Annotated in this window: 17 protein-coding genes; 7 read left to right on the forward strand and 10 right to left on the reverse strand. The window is 44.7% G+C overall.

Translation table 11 applies throughout. From position 1 onward, the window contains the following. Nucleotides 1–3: 3 nt before the first annotated feature. Nucleotides 4–357, forward strand: a complete 354-nt coding sequence (gene rplS, locus ABMY42_RS05440; protein WP_005379971.1) for a 50S ribosomal protein L19 — start codon at nucleotides 4–6, stop codon at nucleotides 355–357. A gap of 288 nt (nucleotides 358–645) precedes the next feature. Here rplS and yacG read toward each other — a convergent pair whose 3' ends face one another. The 8 genes from yacG to nadC form a co-directional block, all read right to left on the reverse strand. Further along, complete coding sequence (yacG, locus tag ABMY42_RS05445; RefSeq protein WP_026000212.1) at nucleotides 646–846, reverse strand: DNA gyrase inhibitor YacG; 201 nt, start codon at nucleotides 844–846, stop codon at nucleotides 646–648. 56 nt (nucleotides 847–902) lie between these two features. After that, the gene (gene zapD, locus ABMY42_RS05450; RefSeq protein ID WP_005446251.1) at nucleotides 903–1643 is read right to left on the reverse strand and encodes a cell division protein ZapD; all 741 of its coding nucleotides are present in this window, start codon (nucleotides 1641–1643) and stop codon (nucleotides 903–905) included. Nucleotides 1644–1670: 27 nt separating this feature from the next. Beyond that, nucleotides 1671–2285: a dephospho-CoA kinase gene (gene coaE / locus ABMY42_RS05455; protein WP_017817675.1), complete on the reverse strand. Its 615-nt coding sequence runs from the start codon at nucleotides 2283–2285 to the stop codon at nucleotides 1671–1673. Further along, complete coding sequence (locus ABMY42_RS05460; RefSeq protein ID WP_005446255.1) at nucleotides 2286–3155, reverse strand: A24 family peptidase; 870 nt, start codon at nucleotides 3153–3155, stop codon at nucleotides 2286–2288. It lies immediately after the preceding gene. A gap of 72 nt (nucleotides 3156–3227) precedes the next feature. Beyond that, nucleotides 3228–4451 (reverse strand): type II secretion system F family protein, encoded by a 1224-nt coding sequence (locus ABMY42_RS05465; RefSeq protein WP_017817676.1) that lies wholly within the window; start codon nucleotides 4449–4451, stop codon nucleotides 3228–3230. Nucleotides 4452–4484: 33 nt separating this feature from the next. After that, nucleotides 4485–6170, reverse strand: coding sequence for a type IV-A pilus assembly ATPase PilB (gene pilB / locus ABMY42_RS05470; RefSeq protein WP_017189132.1), 1686 nt, complete (start codon nucleotides 6168–6170; stop codon nucleotides 4485–4487). Next, entirely contained in the window at nucleotides 6170–6637 is a 468-nt protein-coding gene (locus tag ABMY42_RS05475; protein WP_050933475.1) for a prepilin-type N-terminal cleavage/methylation domain-containing protein, read from the reverse strand. The genes pilB and ABMY42_RS05475 overlap by 1 nt, the downstream gene beginning before the upstream one ends. 264 nt (nucleotides 6638–6901) lie before the next feature. Beyond that, nucleotides 6902–7789 (reverse strand): carboxylating nicotinate-nucleotide diphosphorylase, encoded by an 888-nt coding sequence (gene nadC / locus ABMY42_RS05480; RefSeq protein ID WP_349266110.1) that lies wholly within the window; start codon nucleotides 7787–7789, stop codon nucleotides 6902–6904. A gap of 92 nt (nucleotides 7790–7881) precedes the next feature. On the opposite strand from nadC, the gene ampD reads away from it, so the two are divergent. The 5 genes from ampD (at nucleotide 7882) to lpdA (ending at nucleotide 15930) form a co-directional block, all read left to right on the forward strand. Then, a complete protein-coding gene (gene ampD, locus ABMY42_RS05485) occupies nucleotides 7882–8433 on the forward strand; it encodes a 1,6-anhydro-N-acetylmuramyl-L-alanine amidase AmpD (RefSeq protein ID WP_017189135.1) in 552 nt (183 codons plus the stop codon). Between the two features lie 404 nt (nucleotides 8434–8837). Beyond that, entirely contained in the window at nucleotides 8838–9605 is a 768-nt protein-coding gene (pdhR, locus tag ABMY42_RS05490; protein ID WP_005446261.1) for a pyruvate dehydrogenase complex transcriptional repressor PdhR, read from the forward strand. Nucleotides 9606–9660: 55 nt separating this feature from the next. Beyond that, complete coding sequence (aceE, locus tag ABMY42_RS05495; protein WP_005446262.1) at nucleotides 9661–12324, forward strand: pyruvate dehydrogenase (acetyl-transferring), homodimeric type; 2664 nt, start codon at nucleotides 9661–9663, stop codon at nucleotides 12322–12324. 30 nt (nucleotides 12325–12354) lie between these two features. After that, complete coding sequence (aceF, locus tag ABMY42_RS05500) at nucleotides 12355–14256, forward strand: pyruvate dehydrogenase complex dihydrolipoyllysine-residue acetyltransferase (protein WP_017817680.1); 1902 nt, start codon at nucleotides 12355–12357, stop codon at nucleotides 14254–14256. Nucleotides 14257–14499: 243 nt separating this feature from the next. Beyond that, entirely contained in the window at nucleotides 14500–15930 is a 1431-nt protein-coding gene (gene lpdA / locus ABMY42_RS05505; RefSeq protein ID WP_005446266.1) for a dihydrolipoyl dehydrogenase, read from the forward strand. A gap of 320 nt (nucleotides 15931–16250) precedes the next feature. On the opposite strand, the gene opaR is transcribed toward lpdA, so the two are convergent. Beyond that, nucleotides 16251–16865 (reverse strand): transcriptional regulator OpaR, encoded by a 615-nt coding sequence (opaR, locus tag ABMY42_RS05510; protein ID WP_349266111.1) that lies wholly within the window; start codon nucleotides 16863–16865, stop codon nucleotides 16251–16253. Between the two features lie 321 nt (nucleotides 16866–17186). Here opaR and hpt point away from each other — a divergent pair, with 321 nt between their 5' ends. Continuing rightward, entirely contained in the window at nucleotides 17187–17717 is a 531-nt protein-coding gene (hpt, locus tag ABMY42_RS05515) for a hypoxanthine phosphoribosyltransferase (RefSeq protein WP_005446271.1), read from the forward strand. Between the two features lie 88 nt (nucleotides 17718–17805). On the opposite strand, the gene can is transcribed toward hpt, so the two are convergent. Next, on the reverse strand, nucleotides 17806–18474 hold the full coding sequence (gene can, locus ABMY42_RS05520; RefSeq protein WP_005446273.1) for a carbonate dehydratase: 669 nt from the start codon (nucleotides 18472–18474) through the stop codon (nucleotides 17806–17808). Between the last annotated feature and the right edge of the window lie 33 nt (nucleotides 18475–18507).

An 18507-nucleotide genomic window follows, 5' to 3' on the forward strand; every position in this document is an offset into this window, starting at 1 on the left:
AAAATGAGTAACATCATCAAGGCTCTTGAAGAAGAGCAAATGAAATCAGACCTACCTAAATTTGCACCAGGTGACACTGTTGTAGTTCAGGTTAAAGTTAAAGAAGGTGACCGTGAGCGTCTACAGGCTTTCGAAGGCGTTGTAATCGCAATCCGTAACCGTGGTCTTCACTCTGCTTTCACTGTACGTAAGATCTCTAACGGTGAAGGTGTTGAGCGTACGTTCCAAACACACTCTCCAATCGTTGATAGCATCGAAGTTAAACGCCGTGGTGCAGTACGTCGTGCCAAGTTGTACTACCTACGTGAGCGTTCTGGTAAGTCTGCTCGTATCAAAGAGAAACTTGCTAAGAAGTAATGCTATAACTAGCGTTCTCATAGTAAACGGAGCCCATTTGGGCTCCGTTTTTTTATGCGCGAAAAAGGACGTTATGCTTCGAGAATCAGGAATACTTGCTCTGATATAGTGGAGCGCTTCGGTTAGTGAGCGGCATTTGTCCTGCGAGAGAGTAAAAAAGGGATCCCCAACTCGCTCGTCCCTCGCTCTTGAGGATGACGAATAAAAAACAAAAAGGGCCGATGTTCTCACATCAACCCTTCTTTTTATTCTCGAAGCGTGGTGCTCTCGTTTCTGAGTTCTAGCTTCTTAGTATTGGTCTTCAGACCAACCATCACTGTCCGACATATCTGGTGCGCCAGGAATGGTATTTTCTTCGTCAGCCCATTCGCCAAAATCAATCATTTGGCACTGTTTGCTACAGAAAGGGCGGTGAGGACTTTGCTCTCCCCACTCTACGTCGGCACCACATTGTGGGCATGGAACGACTGTAATTTTAGACATCGTCATTCGTCCTATTTATTCGGTGTTCAAAGGTGTTATGGCAATAGTAGTGCGAGTTGCGCTTAGCTACAAACAGCGAGTTCAAACTCAACGTCTTGAGTACAAGCTTGACCGCTTTCAAAAGCCATGAATTTGATGGCAAAACGGTTTTTATGACCCGAGATCATCGGGTAGACACCGTATTCCATTGGAATGTGTAAACGCAGGATGTTGGCTTCGTCCGCGTCGCTTTGGAAGAATCCAGTGCGAGCGATTTGTGCTTTGAAATGTCCTGTTTCGCGAGTCAGCTTGAGCCAGAGTGCTAAGGCATCAGACAAAGGTTTTAAACTCGCTTGCCACTGTTCTGCATCGTGTTTTTTACGCTCAATAGGTAAATGAAGCCAGTAGTGCAACGCAGGAAGATCAAAACAACATGACCCTCCAGGTAAGTTAAAGCGTTGGCGAATTGAACTTAAGAAGCGATCTTCTTTAAGTGCCTGACCAAAACGCTCAGCAGTCATCAGTTGGCTATGGACCACGTCGATCTCTTTTAAGAGTTCGCTAAGGGCTTGCTGATCGACACCATCGACATTAAGCCAATTGCGATAAGCTAAACGTTGCTTTTCAAGATCTTTTGCCAGTTCGCTTTTTAATTGAATTTGCTCAAAGATCTCGATCATATCAAAGAGTGCACGGAAGAACAGTTGATACTGATGATTGTCAGCAAAACCAGAGGCTAGGTGAGCCTGACGCAACAAAGACTCAACTCTTAAATAAATGCGAGTTTTTTCATTTAGCGGATGTTCAAATTTGTGCGTGGTCATCGACAGTAGCCTTGGTGAGTTTCATTCCTATTTTCGCAGATTTTTCTTACACATGGCTAGGTACTTTTCGTGTAAATCTGTGATTTGAAGCAAAAGATCTGGGTCATCTGGATTATTCTTAACCACATCATCAGCCAGAGCAAGTCGTTGTTCACGAGATGCTTGAGATGCCAAGATAGCTTTTGCTTGCTCTTCGCTCACGTTATCGCGTTTCACCGTTCTTGAGATCTGGGTTTGTGGCTCGACATCAACAACAAGTACACGATCGCACAAACTATCGAGCTTGTTTTCTACCAATAAAGGTACAACTAAAAGAGCGTAGTCTGATGTGACTTGCTCCAAGTCTTCGATCATCTTTTCGCGAATCATTGGGTGCAATAACCCATTCACCCATGCTTTCTCCTCTGGGTTAGAGAAGATTTTTTCTCTCAATTTGGCTCTATCAAGTGTTTGATCATCTCGGACAATATCAGTGCCAAAGTGCTCAATGATGGCATTAAGTCCAGGTGTGCCTGGCTCTACGACTTCACGAGCCACAATATCAGCGTCAACGATGTCTATTTTGAACTGTTGTTTGAATAGGTTTGCCACGGTGGTTTTGCCGCTCGCAATACCGCCGGTTAGGCCAATAACAAAAGCCATTTACACTCCTAGAATCGACGTAAAGTACCAGTTGAGGATTTGATTGCCCCAAATTAGGCTCACCCATCCTGCAATTGCAAGGTAAGGACCAAAAGGAAAGGCTTTTTCGATACCTTGCTTTTGCAAGCGCAGCTGGATAAGACCAAAAATGACGCCTACTACCGAAGAAAGTAAAATGATCATTGGCAGAGATTGCCAGCCCAGCCAAGCTCCTAATGCAGCAAGGAGTTTAAAGTCACCATAGCCCATTCCCTCTTTGCCTGTGAGGAGTTTGAATAACCAATAAACACTCCAAAGACATAAGTAGCCTGCCATTGCTCCAATAATAGAATCTTGAAGACTCACAGGGCTGATACCGGCAAGAGCAAGAGCAATACCCGCCCACATCAATGGCAGTGTGAGTTGGTCTGGCAGCAACATGGTATCAAGGTCGATAAATGTGGCAGCAATCAATACAAAGGTAAAGAAAACCAGCGCCACAGTGAAGTAGCTAAAACCGAAATGAAAAGCGATAAAACCCGAACAAAAAGCGGTAAGCAGTTCGATAAGAGGGTAACGGGCACTGATAGGTGATTGGCAGTTGTGGCATTTACCTTTTAGTAATAGCCAACTAATCACAGGGATATTGTCTCTAATGCGGATATGTGTACCGCATTGCTGACAAGATGAGCGTGGCACGCTTAAGGTTAATGTCTCTTTTGGTGGCTCGATCTTGTATTCAGGGAATGATTCAGCACACTCGCGTCGCCATTCTAGTTCCATGATCTTAGGTAAACGGTAAATAACTACGTTGAGGAAACTACCCACGATCAAACCAAAAATAGCGGTAAATACAACGAATAGCCATGGGTAGTACTGGAATACTTCCATATCAGTCTCTTGAGCGATAAATCAAACGAGCAAGGTGCTGTTTTGATAGAATTAATTTGCTAAAGGATCATTCTATCCCAATACGCTCATCAAGTTAAAGATTGGTAAGTACATTGCTGTCACCAAACCACCGACAACGACACCCAGAAAAACAATGATCAACGGTTCCAAAATCTTACTTAGGTTGTCGACGGTGTTATCGACTTCGAACTCATAAATAGCGGCTATCTTGTTGAGCATGTCATCTAAGCGACCTGACTCTTCACCAATCATGACCATTTGCAATACCAATTCTGGGAAGACATTACAGTTACGCATGGCAATGTACATTGGCATACCAGCGGCAGTATCTCGATATACCTCTTCGATTGCCAATTGATAGTGCATGTTACCAGAGGTTTTTGAGGTAGTTTTCAAGGCGGTTAGGATAGGAATACCTGCGCTAAAACTGGTCGCCAAAGTACGGCTAAACTTCGCAATGGCAGCTTTGGATAAAACTGGTCCTAAAATAGGTACTCTTATACTCGACCGTGCAGTCAAAAGACGAAATGAGTCGGAGCGTTGTGACATGATTTTGCCAGAAATGAGTAAGCTCACAAAGCTCAGCCCAATGAAGGGACCCCAATTTTGGGTCCAAGCAGAAAGGTTGAGTACCATCTGGGTGAAGGCGGGTAATTCGGCACCAAAACCTGTAAACATTTTTTCAAACTCAGGAATAACCTTTGTCAGCATTAAATAAGAAACCCCAAGTGCTACTAATACCACCATCGCCGGGTAAATGAGCGCTTTAATAACCTTTGCACGCAACTGCTCGCTTTTTTCTCGGTAGGTTGCCAGACGCTCAAAGACTTGGGATAAGTTACCGGACTGCTCACCTGTTGCTATTAAGTCGGTGTAAAGTGGATCAAAGTGCGTGCTAGCGGTACGCATGGCTTTCGACATCGGTGTCCCTGCTTCTACCGCTCGCGTCACACTCATTAGAATCGACTTCATTTCAGCTTTTTTATGGTTCTCTGAAACTAACTTGAGTGCTTGAACAATAGGGACGCCAGTCATCAACATGGTGGCGATTTGACGAGTAAACACCGTAATGTCTTTGCCTTTTACTCGATGACTTATCTTGGTGATAAAAGAAATACTGCCTTTTTTGAGTTTTTTTATCTTGATGTGCTGAGCATCAAGGCGCTCTCTTACCTCGACTTCTGTCATTGCGAGCACGTTACCAGAGGTTTTTTTTCCCGAGCTATTAATGCCTTTCCAACGGTAGTTCTTAAGTTGTGGAGCGATGGTTTTCATAGTGTAAGTAACTGCCTAATAAAATCTGAGAAGTTAAAAATAGAGAACGCGTTGCAGCTCACTAAAGCTGGTGACGCCTTGTTTGAGCTTTTCAATGCCGGACATTTGTAGAGTCTGCATACCATTGGCAATCGCTAGCTTTTCTAATTCATGCACTGAAGCGCCTTTGATGAGCGCATTTGATAGGGATTCATCAAACTTCATCACTTCGTAAATGCCAGTGCGGCCAGAGTATCCTTGGGTGCATTCGTTACAACCATCAGGGTTCGCTTGGAAGATATCTTCAGTGCTGGTAATTCCAATATGTTGAAGTTGGCTGTTTGGTTCTTGAGGTAGTCTGCAATGTGGACAAAGTTTTCGAGCTAAACGCTGAGCAATGATCAAACTAAGAGAGGATGCGAGGTTAAAGCTTTCTACCCCCATATTTGATAAGCGAATGACCGTCTCGGCGGCGGAGTTGGTATGCAGGGTAGAAAGGACTAAGTGCCCGGTTTGTGACGCTTTGATCGCGATTTCTGCCGTGTCGAGATCTCGGATCTCACCCACCATGACCACATCGGGATCTTGACGTAAGAAAGAGCGAAGCGCTTCTGCAAAGCCAAAGCCGATCTTAGGTTGAACTTGAACTTGGTTAATGCCGGGTAAGTTGATCTCAACGGGGTCTTCAGCGGTGGAAATGTTGATCTCGGTTTTATTGAGAATGCTCAAGCCAGTGTAAAGAGAAACCGTTTTGCCGCTGCCCGTTGGTCCTGTCATTAGGATCATGCCTTGTGGGCGGCGCAGTGCTTCTAAATACAATTGCTTTTGATGATCGCTGTATCCGAGTTTATTGATATCTAATGCTGCAGAACTGCTGTCGAGCAAACGCAGTACGATTTTCTCCCCAAACAGAGTTGGCAGCGTGGAGACTCGCATGTCAATCGCGGTGTCTTGGTTTAATTTGAGCTTGATGCGACCATCCTGTGGTAAACGGCGCTCAGCGATATCAAGCTTAGATAGGATCTTTATTCGGGCTGAGAGGCGACGGCTTAAATGGCTCGGAGGCTGTTGAATTTCGATCAAGATGCCATCGCAACGCAAACGCACTCGATACATGTTTTCATAGGGCTCGAAGTGAATATCAGAAGCCCCTTTACGAACGGCATCGAGCAGAATTTGGTTAATATAACGACTAACAGGCGATTCATCTTGGCTGAGATCTTCAATGTTCTCAATTTCGTCCTCACCAATATCAACGAGACCTGCCAGTTCATCTTGGTTGATTTCTTTAAGACCGGACTTTTCTTGACCGAGTGCACGACCATATAAACGACGAATGGCTGCGGTGAGTTCTTTAAAGTCCGCCAGAACAAGCTCGACTTGTAAACCGGTAGCAAAACGAAAGTCATCTTCCGCTTGCAAGTTAGTTGGGTCTGCAACTGCGAGTATTAATGTCGAAGATGTGCGATTGAGTGGCAAGGCATTATGTCGAGTGATCAGATCGCGTAAGCCAAGCTTTTGGCACAGCGACGAGTACTCATACTGACTGAGTGATGTGCAGGAAAGCCCAAAGATGGAGCTAAGGTGCTCAGTCAATTCATGTGATTGGAAAAAGCCAGAACTGAGTAAAGCCTCCGGCATCGAAATGCCAGAAGCTTTTGCTTGCTCAAGTAACGATTCTTCTTGGGAAAAGGTCAGTATTCCCGCTTGACGAAGAACCGTTGAGAGGTTGGTTAACATTATCGTTCAGGACACCAATCACCAGTTGTGCCAGTCCCTAAACATGTAATTGCCCAAGTAACCCCTGACGTAGAGATCGTTGGTGTCAGCACCACTTGAGCATCGGAAGGCAGTGCCCCTTTTGCACCGCTAACTGAAGCTAAGATTGCACCTGTCGCAGTACCAATTGTTGCTTGCTCAACGGTTGAAGAAACAGTAAAGCTGTCAGTTGCATTTTTGGAGAATGCTTGCTGTGCAGGAACACCGCCTACTCCATTTTTACAGTCAGCTTGACCGTCCAATAGACAAATACCAACGGCGGTTTTGAAAGCAGCCGTTGCACTAGCCATTTCACTAGCGTGTGTGCTTTTGGTGTAGTTTTGATATGCAGGTACTGCAAATGCAGCCAAAATACCAATAATTGCAACCACAATCATCAATTCAATTAGAGTAAAACCCTGCTGCTTCTTCTGTTTATTCGTTTTCATCTTGTTTCCTTAAGATAAATTTAGTTAATGCTTATGCATGGGGCAGAAGAGTAAAAAGAGTAGGGAAAAGAGAAAACTGGGAAGGGAGAAGCTCTCGACTGAGATAAAAATCTTTACACTCAAGTTGCATATTGCATGCAAGGTTTTGCGAGTGGTGTTATTTTTTATGCGGATAAAAATAAAGAGCCGTGCGGCTCTTTATTGGTGTTTAATGGCAGTAACTCTATGAGTTAACGAGAATTACTTTTGCTTATTTAGTTTGGATTACTTGAAGCGCATCGAAAGATCCATCGCTTTTAGGTGCTTAGTTAAAGCGCCCACCGAGATGTAATCAACGCCTGTTTCTGCGTATTCAGCGATGGTTTCTAGAGTCACGTTGCCAGAGTTTTCTAACGCAGCGCGTCCTGCATTGATAGTGACGGCTTCACGCATCATATCGGTGGTGAAGTTATCGAGCATGATGATATCTGCACCTGCTTCAATCGCTTCTTTTAGCTCGTCCAAGCTTTCCGTTTCCACTTCAACTGGTTTACCTGGGTTCAATGATTTTGCTGTGGTAATCGCTTGAGTGATCCCGCCACATGCAATGATGTGGTTTTCTTTAATAAGGTAGGCATCGAATACACCGATACGGTGGTTGAAACCACCGCCACAGGCTACTGCGTATTTTAGCGCACTACGTAAGCCCGGAATGGTTTTACGAGTATCTAATAGACGGCACTCAGTGTGAGCAATTTTCTCTGCGTACTCAGCGGTAATAGTCGCGCAACCTGAAAGGGTTTGAATAAAGTTCATTGCGTTGCGCTCGCCAGTGAGCAAATCACGAGCAGGACCAGTCAGTGTGCAAAGTGTTTGGTTTGGTTCAACCTTGTCGCCATCTTTTACATGCCATTCGATCGCGACTTTGCCACCCAGTTGTTTAAATACTTCATCTGCCCATGCTTGACCACAAAATACACCGTGTTCACGAGTAATGATGGTTGCTGCGTTAATAGCGTCTGCTGGGATAAGCGATGCGGTGATGTCTTTGTCTGCATCCAATGTGCCACCTAGGTCTTCTTTTAGGGTATCGGCTACGGCACGAGTGATTTCTAATGGAAGCTGTTGCTTAAGGTATACTAGGCGTTCTTGGCTGTTGTGTGTGTTCTTCATCGCAAATCTTGTCTTGAAAGGGAGATGGCAACGAATGATACTCTCCGGTGTCAATAATTTCAGCAGTTAATTTGCAAAGTAGAGAGGTTGATATGTGCCTAAAAATCGAGAATGGTTGGTTGACGCAAGCAAAGCATGTTCCATCGCCATTCTTTGATGCTCGTTCAGACAAAGATGACATCTCTCTGCTGGTGGTTCACAACATCAGTTTGCCGCCAGGGCAGTTTGGTGGTTCATATATAGAGGACTTTTTTACTGGCAATCTCGATCCTAAAGCACATCCATTTTTTGAAGTAATTCACAAAATGGGTGTTTCGGCACATTGCTTAATAAAGCGTAATGGCGAAATTGTTCAGTTTGTTTCGTTTTTAGATAGAGCTTGGCATGCAGGGCAATCTAGCTTTGCTGGTCGTGAACGTTGCAATGACTATTCGATTGGTATTGAGTTAGAAGGCACTGAGTTTGTGGCTTATACAGAAGAGCAATATCAATCACTTACGGCTTTGGCTCATGCGGTCATGCATTCTTACCCCAAAATCACCTTACCCCGAATCACGGGGCATCAGTATATCGCTCCCTTGAGAAAAGCCGATCCTGGTCTAAGCTTTGACTGGGTCAAGTTCAGGCAACAAATACAACGCTAACTTGTAGCGAAAGTGTAAATTCAAAAAACAGAAATAAATAAGGCATACACTCAAGTATGCCTTTTTTTGATACGAGAAATATGAATGCTTGTTAAAAGTTAACTACATTTTGAACGCTCAAAACAGCAGTTGGTGAAAAAATGTACGGATAATTTTGTCATTTTTTGTTTTTGTTGATCAAAATTACTAGCACGCAGAGCTCCCATCTGTTTTGTTTATGTAATTGGTAAGACCAATTTTATTGCTGTTTTAATAGTCGATTGTTATCAGAGTGTTGGTTGTAAGTCCATTCTATGATTTAGGTCAATTTTTGGCTGGACAGTGGCGTTTTAATTATGTTAATTTCTGCACCATCTTAAAATTGGTATTACCAATTACCTGCAAGAGTAGAAGAACAATAAATTATGGCTTATCAAAGGATTCGTCAGCCAAAGCTCTCTGATGTTATTGAACAAGAGCTAGAAAGGTTGATTGTGGAAGGAACATTGTCTCCGGGGCAGCAGTTGCCACCAGAGCGCGAACTCGCTAAGCAGTTCGATGTGTCTCGTCCATCTGTCCGTGAAGCCATTCAACGCTTAGAAGCAAAGCGTTTGCTTACCCGTCGTCAAGGCGGTGGCACATTCGTTAGTGAAAACATCTGGAAAAGCTTTTCAGATCCGTTGTTGAACTTGTTGTCGACTCACTCAGAAACGCAGTTAGACCTACTTGAATCGCGCCATGCGATGGAGGGGATTTCAGCGTACTTTGCAGCTTTGCGTGGTACCGATGAAGATTTTGCACGCATTCAAGCTTGTTTGAATCAAATTAGCGAAGAGCAAAAAGGCGATAACGTTGAGGCAGAAGCCGCTGCAGTGATGCAGTTTCTGATTGCTTTGACTGAAGCGGCACACAATGTCGTCCTGCTTCATATTGTTCGCAGCCTTGCGCCTTTGCTTGAGCAAAATGTTCTACAGAATCTAAAGCTCTTACATCGCCGCGATGAAGTGGTCGATAAAGTAAGTAAACACAGAGCTAATATCGTGGATGCGATTGTTTCTGGTCAGCCTGAAAAGGCACGTGAAATGTCTCACTCACATTTAGCTTATATTGAAGAAACATTGTTGGATTTGACTCGAGAAGAGTCTCGACGAGAGCGTTCTCTGCGTCGAATTCAGCAAGGTAACGATTCTTAATACAAGAACCGCTTACTTAAATAAGTAGATCCAACCAACAGAAGGATAGATCGCCATGTCTGACATGAAGCATGACGTAGATGCACTGGAAACTCAAGATTGGCTACAAGCCCTTGAATCAGTTGTTCGTGAAGAAGGTGTAGAACGTGCACAGTTTCTACTAGAAACCGTTCTAGAAAAAGCACGTCTAGACGGCGTTGATATGCCAACTGGCATCAACACAAACTACATCAACACTATTCCAGCAGCACAAGAACCAGCTTACCCTGGTGACGTAACTCTTGAGCGTCGTATTCGTTCGATTATTCGCTGGAACGCAATCATGATCGTATTGCGTGCTTCTAAGAAAGACCTAGACCTAGGTGGTCACATGGCTTCTTACCAGTCAGCAGCGGCGTTCTACGAAGTTTGTTTCAACCACTTCTTCCGTGCTCCAAACGAGACGGACGGTGGCGATCTAGTTTACTACCAAGGTCACATCTCTCCGGGCATCTACGCTCGTGCATTCGTTGAAGGTCGTCTAACTGAAGAGCAGCTAGACAACTTCCGTCAAGAAGTAGACGGTAAAGGTATCCCATCATACCCGCACCCTAAATTGATGCCTGAGTTCTGGCAGTTCCCAACAGTATCTATGGGTCTTGGTCCAATTTCTGCGATCTACCAAGCGCGTTTCCTTAAGTACCTAGACGGTCGTGGTCTGAAAGACACGTCTGCACAGCGTGTATACGCGTTCCTAGGTGACGGTGAAATGGATGAGCCAGAATCACGTGGTTCACTTTCTTTCGCTGCGCGTGAGAAACTAGACAACCTAACATTCCTAATCAACTGTAACCTACAGCGTCTAGACGGTCCTGTAATGGGTAACGGTAGCATCATCCAAGAGCTAGAAGGTCTATTCAAAGGCGCTGGCTGGAACGTTGTTAAAGTTATCTGGGGTAGCAACTGGGATGCTCTACTTGCTAAAGATACAACAGGCAAGCTTCTACAGTTGATGAACGAAACTGTAGATGGTGACTACCAAACATTTAAATCTAAGGACGGTGCTTACGTACGTGAACACTTCTTTGGTAAATACCCAGAGACTGCAGCACTAGTTGCAGACATGACTGATGACGAAATCTTCGCACTTAAGCGCGGTGGTCACGAGTCTTCTAAACTGTACGCAGCTTACAAAAACGCAGCAGAAACTAAAGGTCGTCCAACAGTAATCCTAGCGAAGACTGTTAAAGGTTACGGCATGGGTGAAGCGGCTGAAGGTAAGAACATCGCGCACCAAGTTAAGAAGATGGATATGACTCACGTACTACACCTACGTGATCGTCTAGGTCTTCAAGACATCCTAACTGACGAAGCAGTGAAAGAACTTCCATACCTGAAACTTGAAGAAGGTACAGCGGAGTACGAATACCTACACGCTCGTCGTAAAGAACTAAAAGGTTACACGCCACAGCGTCTACCTAAGTTCACTCAAGAATTCAAAACACCTGAGCTAGAAGAGTTCGCTCCGCTACTAAGTGAGCAGAAGCGTGATATCTCTACAACAATGGCTTACGTTCGTACCCTTAACATCCTGCTTAAGAACAAGAACATTGGTAAGAACATCGTTCCTATCATCTGTGACGAAGCTCGTACGTTCGGTATGGAAGGTTTATTCCGTCAGATCGGTATTTACAACCCGCACGGTCAGAACTACACACCTCAAGATCGCGACATCGTTTCTTACTACAAAGAAGCAACTTCAGGTCAGGTTCTACAAGAAGGTATCAACGAACTAGGTTCAATGGCTTCATGGGTTGCAGCAGCAACGTCATACAGCACGAACGATCTACCAATGATCCCGTTCTACATCTACTACTCAATGTTTGGTTTCCAACGTGTAGGTGATATGGCGTGGATGGCTGGTGACCAACAAGCTCGTGGTTTCCTACTAGGTGCTACTGCAGGTCGTACAACGCTAAACGGTGAAGGTCTACAGCACGAAGATGGTCACTCGCACATCATGGCAAATACAGTTCCTAACTGTATCTCTTACGACCCAACATTCGCTTACGAAGTTGCAGTAATCATGCAAGACGGTATCCGTCGCATGTACGGTGAGAACCAAGAGAACGTGTTCTACTACCTAACGGTAATGAACGAAAACTACGCAATGCCAGCAATGCCAGAAGGCGCTGAAGAAGGCATCCGTAAGGGTATCTACAAGCTTGAGTCTTACGCAGGTGACAAGTCTAAAGTTCAGCTAATGGGCTCTGGTACTATCATGAACGAAGTACGTAAAGCAGCGACTATCCTAAGCGAAGAGTACGGCATCGCATCTGACGTGTTCTCTGTAACATCGTTCAACGAGCTAACTCGTGACGGTCAAGACGCAGAGCGTTACAACATGCTTCACCCAGAAGCAGAAGCAAAAGTACCTTACATTGCACAAGTAATGGGTACTGAGCCAGCAATCGCAGCGACTGACTACATGAAGAACTACTCTGAGCAAGTTCGTGCGTTCATGCCTTCTGAGTCTTACAAAGTACTTGGTACTGATGGTTACGGTCGTTCTGACAGCCGTGAGAACCTACGTCGTCACTTCGAAGTTAACGCGGGCTACGTAGTTGTTGCAGCTCTTACTGAGCTAGCGAAACGTGGTGATGTTGAGAAGTCAGTCGTCGTTGAAGCGATTGCTAAGTTCAACATCGACACTGAAAAAACAAACCCACTTTACGCTTAATACAGCGCTTAACTAGAAGGTAAATAAGCAATGGCAATCGAAATTAATGTACCTGACATCGGTGCGGATGAGGTTGAAGTTACTGAGATTCTTGTAAGCGTTGGCGACAAGGTTGAAGAAGAGCAGTCTCTTATCACTGTTGAAGGCGACAAAGCTTCTATGGAAGTTCCAGCGTCTCAAGCAGGTATCGTTAAAGAAATCAAAGTAGCAGAAGGTGATTCTGTTACGACTGGCTCTCTAATCATGATTTTCGAAGCTGAAGGTGCCGCTGCAGAAGCGGCTCCTGCGGCAGCTCCTGCAGTTGAAGCTGCACCAGTTGCAGCTCCTGCAGCGGCAGAACTGAAAGAAGTTCACGTTCCAGATATCGGTGGCGACGAAGTAGAAGTTACTGAAATCATGGTTGCAGTTGGCGACAGCATCGAAGAAGAGCAATCTCTTCTAACGGTTGAAGGCGACAAAGCATCAATGGAAGTACCAGCACCATTCGCCGGTACTCTAAAAGAGATCAAAGTTGCTGCTGGTGATAAAGTAACAACTGGTTCTCTAATCATGGTATTCGAAACTGCCGGTTCAGGCGCAGCAGCGGCTCCAGCAGCCGAGGCGTCGGACCGAGTAGAAGCTCCAGCAGCTCCAGCGGCAGCAGCTGACAAAGAAGTGAATGTTCCAGATATCGGCGGTGACGAAGTTGAAGTTACTGAGATCATGGTTAAAGTTGGCGACACAGTAGAAGAAGAGCAATCTCTAATCACTGTTGAAGGTGACAAAGCTTCAATGGAAGTTCCAGCTCCATTCGCTGGTACGGTAAAAGAAATCAAGATTGCAGCTGGCGATAAAGTAACGACTGGCTCTCTAATCATGGTATTCGAAGTAGCTGGCGCAGCTCCAGCTCCTGTTGCCGCACCTGCACAAGCAGCAGCTCCAGCACCTGCAGCGGCTCCTGCTCCAGCAGCAAAAGTTGAAGCGGCACCTGCAGCGAACGATTTCCAAGAGAACAACGACTACGCACACGCGTCTCCAGTTGTCCGTCGTCTTGCTCGTGAATTTGGCGTTAACCTATCTAAGGTTAAAGGTACTGGTCGTAAGAGCCGTATCCTAAAAGAAGACGTTCAAGCTTACGTTAAAGATGCGCTTAAGCGTCTTGAGTCTGGCGCTGGTGCGGCAGCATCTGGTAAGGGCGACGGCGCAGCGCTTGGTCTACTACCTTGGCCAAAAGTTGACTTCAGCAAGTTCGGTGAGACGGAAGTTCAGAAGCTTTCTAAGATCAAGAAGATTTCTGGTGCAAACCTACACCGTAACTGGGTAATGATCCCTCACGTTACACAGTGGGACAACGCTGACATCACTGAGCTAGAAGCGTTCCGTAAAGAGCAGAATGCAATCGAAGCGAAGAAAGACACTGGCATGAAGATCACTCCTCTTGTGTTCATCATGAAAGCAGTAGCGAAAGCACTAGAAGCGTTCCCTGCGTTTAACTCTTCACTTTCTGAAGATGGCGAAAGCATCATTCTTAAGAAGTACGTGAACGTAGGTATCGCAGTAGATACGCCAAACGGTCTTGTTGTTCCGGTATTTAAAGACGTGAACAAGAAAGGCATTTACGAGCTATCTGAAGAGCTAATGGCAGTTTCTAAGAAAGCACGTGCAGGTAAGCTAACGGCAGCTGACATGCAAGGCGGTTGTTTCACAATCTCTAGCCTTGGCGGTATCGGCGGTACAGCGTTTACGCCAATCGTAAACGCGCCAGAAGTAGGTATCCTAGGTGTATCTAAATCTGAAATGAAGCCAGTGTGGAACGGCAAAGAGTTCGAACCACGTCTACAGCTTCCACTGTCTCTATCATACGACCACCGTGTGATTGATGGTGCAGAAGGTGCACGCTTCATTACTTTCCTAAACGGTGCACTATCAGACATTCGTCGCCTAGTACTGTAATATAGAAAGTAATAGTTAAGGTGGCTTTCGGGTCACCTTACTTCTTTATATAAAAGACTATTTTTAGACGACAATTTCTCACATCGTTCAGAATCTGAAAGATGAATTGTTGTCTAGCTCACAGGCTAACTTAAAGCTGCTTTCACACTGTTAACATCTCTGTAAAATATTGATCGTTTGAAAGCCTAATAATTTAAGAACATCTACTCAGCCTGTTAGGGATAATGACTACAAGAGGTCACAATGAGCAAAGAAATTAAAGCCCAAGTTGTTGTACTTGGTTCTGGTCCTGCTGGTTACTCAGCTGCATTCCGTTGTGCGGACTTAGGTCTAGAAACAGTACTAGTTGAACGTTACAGCACTCTTGGTGGTGTATGTCTAAACGTTGGTTGTATTCCATCTAAAGCACTTCTTCACGTTTCAAAAGTTATCGAAGAAGCGAAAGCGATGGCTGAGCACGGTGTTGTGTTTGGCGAACCGCAAACAGACATCAGCAAAATCCGTATCTGGAAAGAGAAAGTTGTAAATCAACTGACTGGCGGTCTTAGCGGTATGGCTAAGATGCGTAATGTTACTGTAGTAAACGGCTACGGTAAGTTCACAAGTCCTAACTCTATCCTTGTAGAAGGCGAAGGCGAGTCAACAACGGTTAACTTCGACAACGCTATCATTGCTGCGGGTTCTCGCCCAATCAAACTGCCATTCATCCCGCATGAAGACCCACGTATTTGGGATTCAACGGATGCTCTAGAACTGAAAGAAGTACCTGAAAAGCTGCTTATCATGGGCGGTGGTATCATCGGTCTAGAAATGGGTACGGTTTACCACTCACTAGGTTCTAAAGTAGACGTAGTTGAGATGTTTGACCAAGTTATCCCTGCTGCGGACAAAGACATCGTTAAAGTCTTCACTAAGCGTATTAAAGACAAGTTCAAGCTAATGCTTGAGACGAAAGTAACAGCAGTTGAAGCGAAAGAAGATGGTATCTACGTTTCAATGGAAGGCAAAAAAGCACCAGCAGAAGCTGAGCGCTACGATGCGGTTCTTGTTGCTATCGGTCGTGTTCCAAACGGTGCGCTTATCGACGCTGAAAAAGCGGGCATTGAAGTGGACGAGCGTGGCTTTATCAACGTTGATAAGCAAATGCGCACTAACGTTCCTCACATCCACGCGATCGGTGACGTAGTTGGTCAACCAATGCTTGCTCACAAAGGTGTGCATGAAGGTCACGTTGCTGCAGAAGTTATCTCTGGCAAGAAGCACTACTTCGACCCTAAAGTTATTCCTTCAATTGCTTACACTGAGCCAGAAGTGGCATGGGTTGGTAAGACTGAGAAAGAAGCGAAAGCTGAAGGCATCAACTACGAAGTGGCAACATTCCCATGGGCTGCATCAGGTCGTGCAATCGCATCTGACTGTGCAGACGGTATGACTAAGCTAATCTTCGATAAAGAGACTCACCGTGTTATTGGTGGTGCAATCGTTGGTACTAACGGTGGCGAACTGCTTGGTGAAATCGGTCTAGCTATTGAGATGGGTTGTGATGCTGAAGATATCGCATTAACTATCCATGCTCACCCAACTCTACACGAGTCAGTGGGTCTAGCTGCTGAAGTATTTGAAGGTTCAATCACTGACCTTCCAAACAAAAAAGCAGTTAAAAAGAAAAAATAATTTCTTTTGAAGACCGAGAGTCTTAAAACTTGAATGATAAAAACCGCTGATTCGTCAGCGGTTTTTTTATGCGCGGAACTTGAAGAGGGAATGAGGTCTCCTTTTAGGCGATTGTGCTTGATAGTTGGAAATCTCTTGGTTTAACACCAAGGAATCGAGAGGTATGTATTTGGATAATCATGAAAAGAGTTTCGATTAAGAAGGGGGGGCTGAATTTGTTCCTAGAAAGGCAAAATAAAATCCAGCTTCGCAGCTGTCTAAAACGAAAAAGGCCAACACTCCAGTGTCAGCCTTTCATTTAGTTAAACTCGCGTTTTAGCTTAGTGATCGCGGTTGTAGATGCACAACATATCTAGGTAAGCACTAACGAGTGTTGATAGCTCGGCTTCGTTCTTAGAGCGATTTGCTTGTACGAAGATAGAGTAACAAATACCATGGAACAGATTCGCCAAGTGTTCCGGTTCATGTTGGTCACAAACTTCCCCACGTTCGATAGCTTTGATGAACATGTTTTGCACCAGCAGTTGGTTGGTGCGGTTTGTCGTTACGAATAGCGGCCACACTTCATCACGTGTTGATGCACTCCACTCGAACCAAACTTTCAACCAATGGCAATCTTGGCTTACTAGTTCAATCATTGCGTTAGTGATGTTAGCGATGTTCTCGCGTGCATGAATGTCTAAGTCGATGTTATCTGATAAGAAGTTCGAGAATTGACGAACCACGTGATTCAGAACTTCATCCACCAAGTCTTCGCGAGTTGGGAAGTAGTTAAATACTGTCGCAACAGAAACTTGAGCAATCTCTGCAATATCAGCGTGACCACCACGACCAATGCCGCGACGAGCAAACACTTCAAGAGCGATTTCCATTAGTTGCTGTTTACGTTTTAGAGGGGAAAGCCTAGTACGAGGTCTCTTTGCAATTGAGTCCATAATCCATTTTCCTTGCCATTTGAGTTGATATTTTGGGGATAGTCCCCTAATTGATTATTTTAATAGTTGCTTAAAGCATTGATGAGTGTAATGGTGCATATGTGCAAGGTCAACATCTGATGCGTAATTTATAGACAGTAATGTCATTATTGATGTTTCATTCAATGATATAAGTTCTAAAATTAAGACTTTCATCCAAGAATTCAACGAAATGGGATGCGACTTTCCACCTATTGAGTGGGGTGTTACACTACACGCCGCAAGATAAGGTGATCGTTTGCGTACGACCTACCTCAACCCACAAAGAAAATTGAGCACAGTATGAAACATACAGTAGAAGTCATGATTTCTGAGCAAGAAGTTCAGGAACGTATTCGTGAATTAGGCAAGCAAATTACAGAACGTTACCAAGGTAGCGAAGATCTGGTTCTGGTTGGTTTGCTACGCGGTTCATTTGTATTTATGGCCGATTTGGCTCGTGCAATCGAACTGACTCACCAAGTCGACTTTATGACCGCTTCTAGCTACGGTAACACGATGGAAAGCTCTCGTGACGTACGTATCCTGAAAGACCTTGATGACGACATCAAAGGCAAAGACGTACTGATCGTGGAAGACATCATTGATACAGGTAACACACTGAACAAGATCCGTGAAATCCTGTCTCTACGTGAGCCGAAGTCTATTGCGATTTGTACGCTGCTAGACAAGCCATCACGTCGTGAAGTTGAAGTGCCAGTTGATTATGTTGGTTTTGCTATTCCTGATGAATTCGTAGTTGGTGTGGGTATCGACTACGCTCAAAAATACCGTCATCTACCGTTCATTGGTAAAGTGGTGCCTCAAGAGTAGTCATTAGTCTTGATAGAAGAATACAAAAAACGCCCGTTAAGCAATTAACGGGCGTTTTCTTTTATTTGGTTCGGCTTATGTTTTTAACTCAGCGACAAAGCAATTTGTTGTCTGAGTTAAGAATGGTTGAGAGCGCTTTTTGGTAAGAGGCTTCCACGGTCTCTTTTGAGTTTGAACGAATTCCCAAGTATTCAAGGCGACCATCTTCAATCCCGTAAACTACGCCATGAATCTCAACGTCCTGACCACGCTCCCACGCATTTTGCATGATGGTGGAGTTGCCTAAGTTATAGACTTGCTCAGCTACGTTGATTTCACCCAGTTTGTCAGCGCGGTCTTCAAGAGGCATCTGGTCTAGGTAGGGGCGATGTTTAAAGTAAAGGTCACGGATATGAAGTAACCAGTTATTGATAAGACCTAGTTGAGGATTATCAATAGCGGCGTTAACGCCACCACAGCCATAGTGACCACATACGATGATGTGTTTTACTTTCAATACGTCCACGGCGTATTGCACCACAGAGAGGCAGTTTAGGTCAGTGTGGATGACCTGGTTCGCAACGTTTCGGTGAACAAATAACTCGCCAGAGAAAAGACCGGTCAATCGCTCTGCAGGAACGCGACTGTCTGAGCATCCAATCCAAAGAAAGTCTGGTTTCTGACCTTCTGCAAGCTTTGCAAAGTATTCTGGACGATCAGATTTAATTTCTTCTGACCACTTAGAGTTATTTTCGAATAATTGTTTAATTTCCGGCATCTGACATCTACTTCCCTAAAAATTAAAAAAACC

The sequence above is a fragment of the Vibrio sp. SSH13-20 genome (genome assembly GCF_040104475.1).
In the GTDB taxonomy this organism is placed as follows: Bacteria; Pseudomonadota; Gammaproteobacteria; order Enterobacterales; family Vibrionaceae; genus Vibrio; species Vibrio harveyi.

Bases quoted from the DNA above. Each gene is read 5' to 3' on its own strand.
- rplS (WP_005379971.1), top strand. From the start codon at position 4: ATGAGTAACATCATCAAGGCTCTTGAAGAAGAGCAAATGAAATCAGAC.
- yacG (WP_026000212.1), bottom strand. From the start codon at position 846: ATGACGATGTCTAAAATTACAGTCGTTCCATGCCCACAATGTGGTGCC.
- zapD (WP_005446251.1), bottom strand. From the start codon at position 1,643: ATGACCACGCACAAATTTGAACATCCGCTAAATGAAAAAACTCGCATT.
- coaE (WP_017817675.1), bottom strand. From the start codon at position 2,285: ATGGCTTTTGTTATTGGCCTAACCGGCGGTATTGCGAGCGGCAAAACC.
- ABMY42_RS05460 (WP_005446255.1), bottom strand. From the start codon at position 3,155: ATGGAAGTATTCCAGTACTACCCATGGCTATTCGTTGTATTTACCGCT.
- ABMY42_RS05465 (WP_017817676.1), bottom strand. From the start codon at position 4,451: ATGAAAACCATCGCTCCACAACTTAAGAACTACCGTTGGAAAGGCATT.
- pilB (WP_017189132.1), bottom strand. From the start codon at position 6,170: ATGTTAACCAACCTCTCAACGGTTCTTCGTCAAGCGGGAATACTGACC.
- ABMY42_RS05475 (WP_050933475.1), bottom strand. From the start codon at position 6,637: ATGAAAACGAATAAACAGAAGAAGCAGCAGGGTTTTACTCTAATTGAA.
- nadC (WP_349266110.1), bottom strand. From the start codon at position 7,789: ATGAAGAACACACACAACAGCCAAGAACGCCTAGTATACCTTAAGCAA.
- ampD (WP_017189135.1), top strand. From the start codon at position 7,882: ATGTGCCTAAAAATCGAGAATGGTTGGTTGACGCAAGCAAAGCATGTT.
- pdhR (WP_005446261.1), top strand. From the start codon at position 8,838: ATGGCTTATCAAAGGATTCGTCAGCCAAAGCTCTCTGATGTTATTGAA.
- aceE (WP_005446262.1), top strand. From the start codon at position 9,661: ATGTCTGACATGAAGCATGACGTAGATGCACTGGAAACTCAAGATTGG.
- aceF (WP_017817680.1), top strand. From the start codon at position 12,355: ATGGCAATCGAAATTAATGTACCTGACATCGGTGCGGATGAGGTTGAA.
- lpdA (WP_005446266.1), top strand. From the start codon at position 14,500: ATGAGCAAAGAAATTAAAGCCCAAGTTGTTGTACTTGGTTCTGGTCCT.
- opaR (WP_349266111.1), bottom strand. From the start codon at position 16,865: ATGGACTCAATTGCAAAGAGACCTCGTACTAGGCTTTCCCCTCTAAAA.
- hpt (WP_005446271.1), top strand. From the start codon at position 17,187: ATGAAACATACAGTAGAAGTCATGATTTCTGAGCAAGAAGTTCAGGAA.
- can (WP_005446273.1), bottom strand. From the start codon at position 18,474: ATGCCGGAAATTAAACAATTATTCGAAAATAACTCTAAGTGGTCAGAA.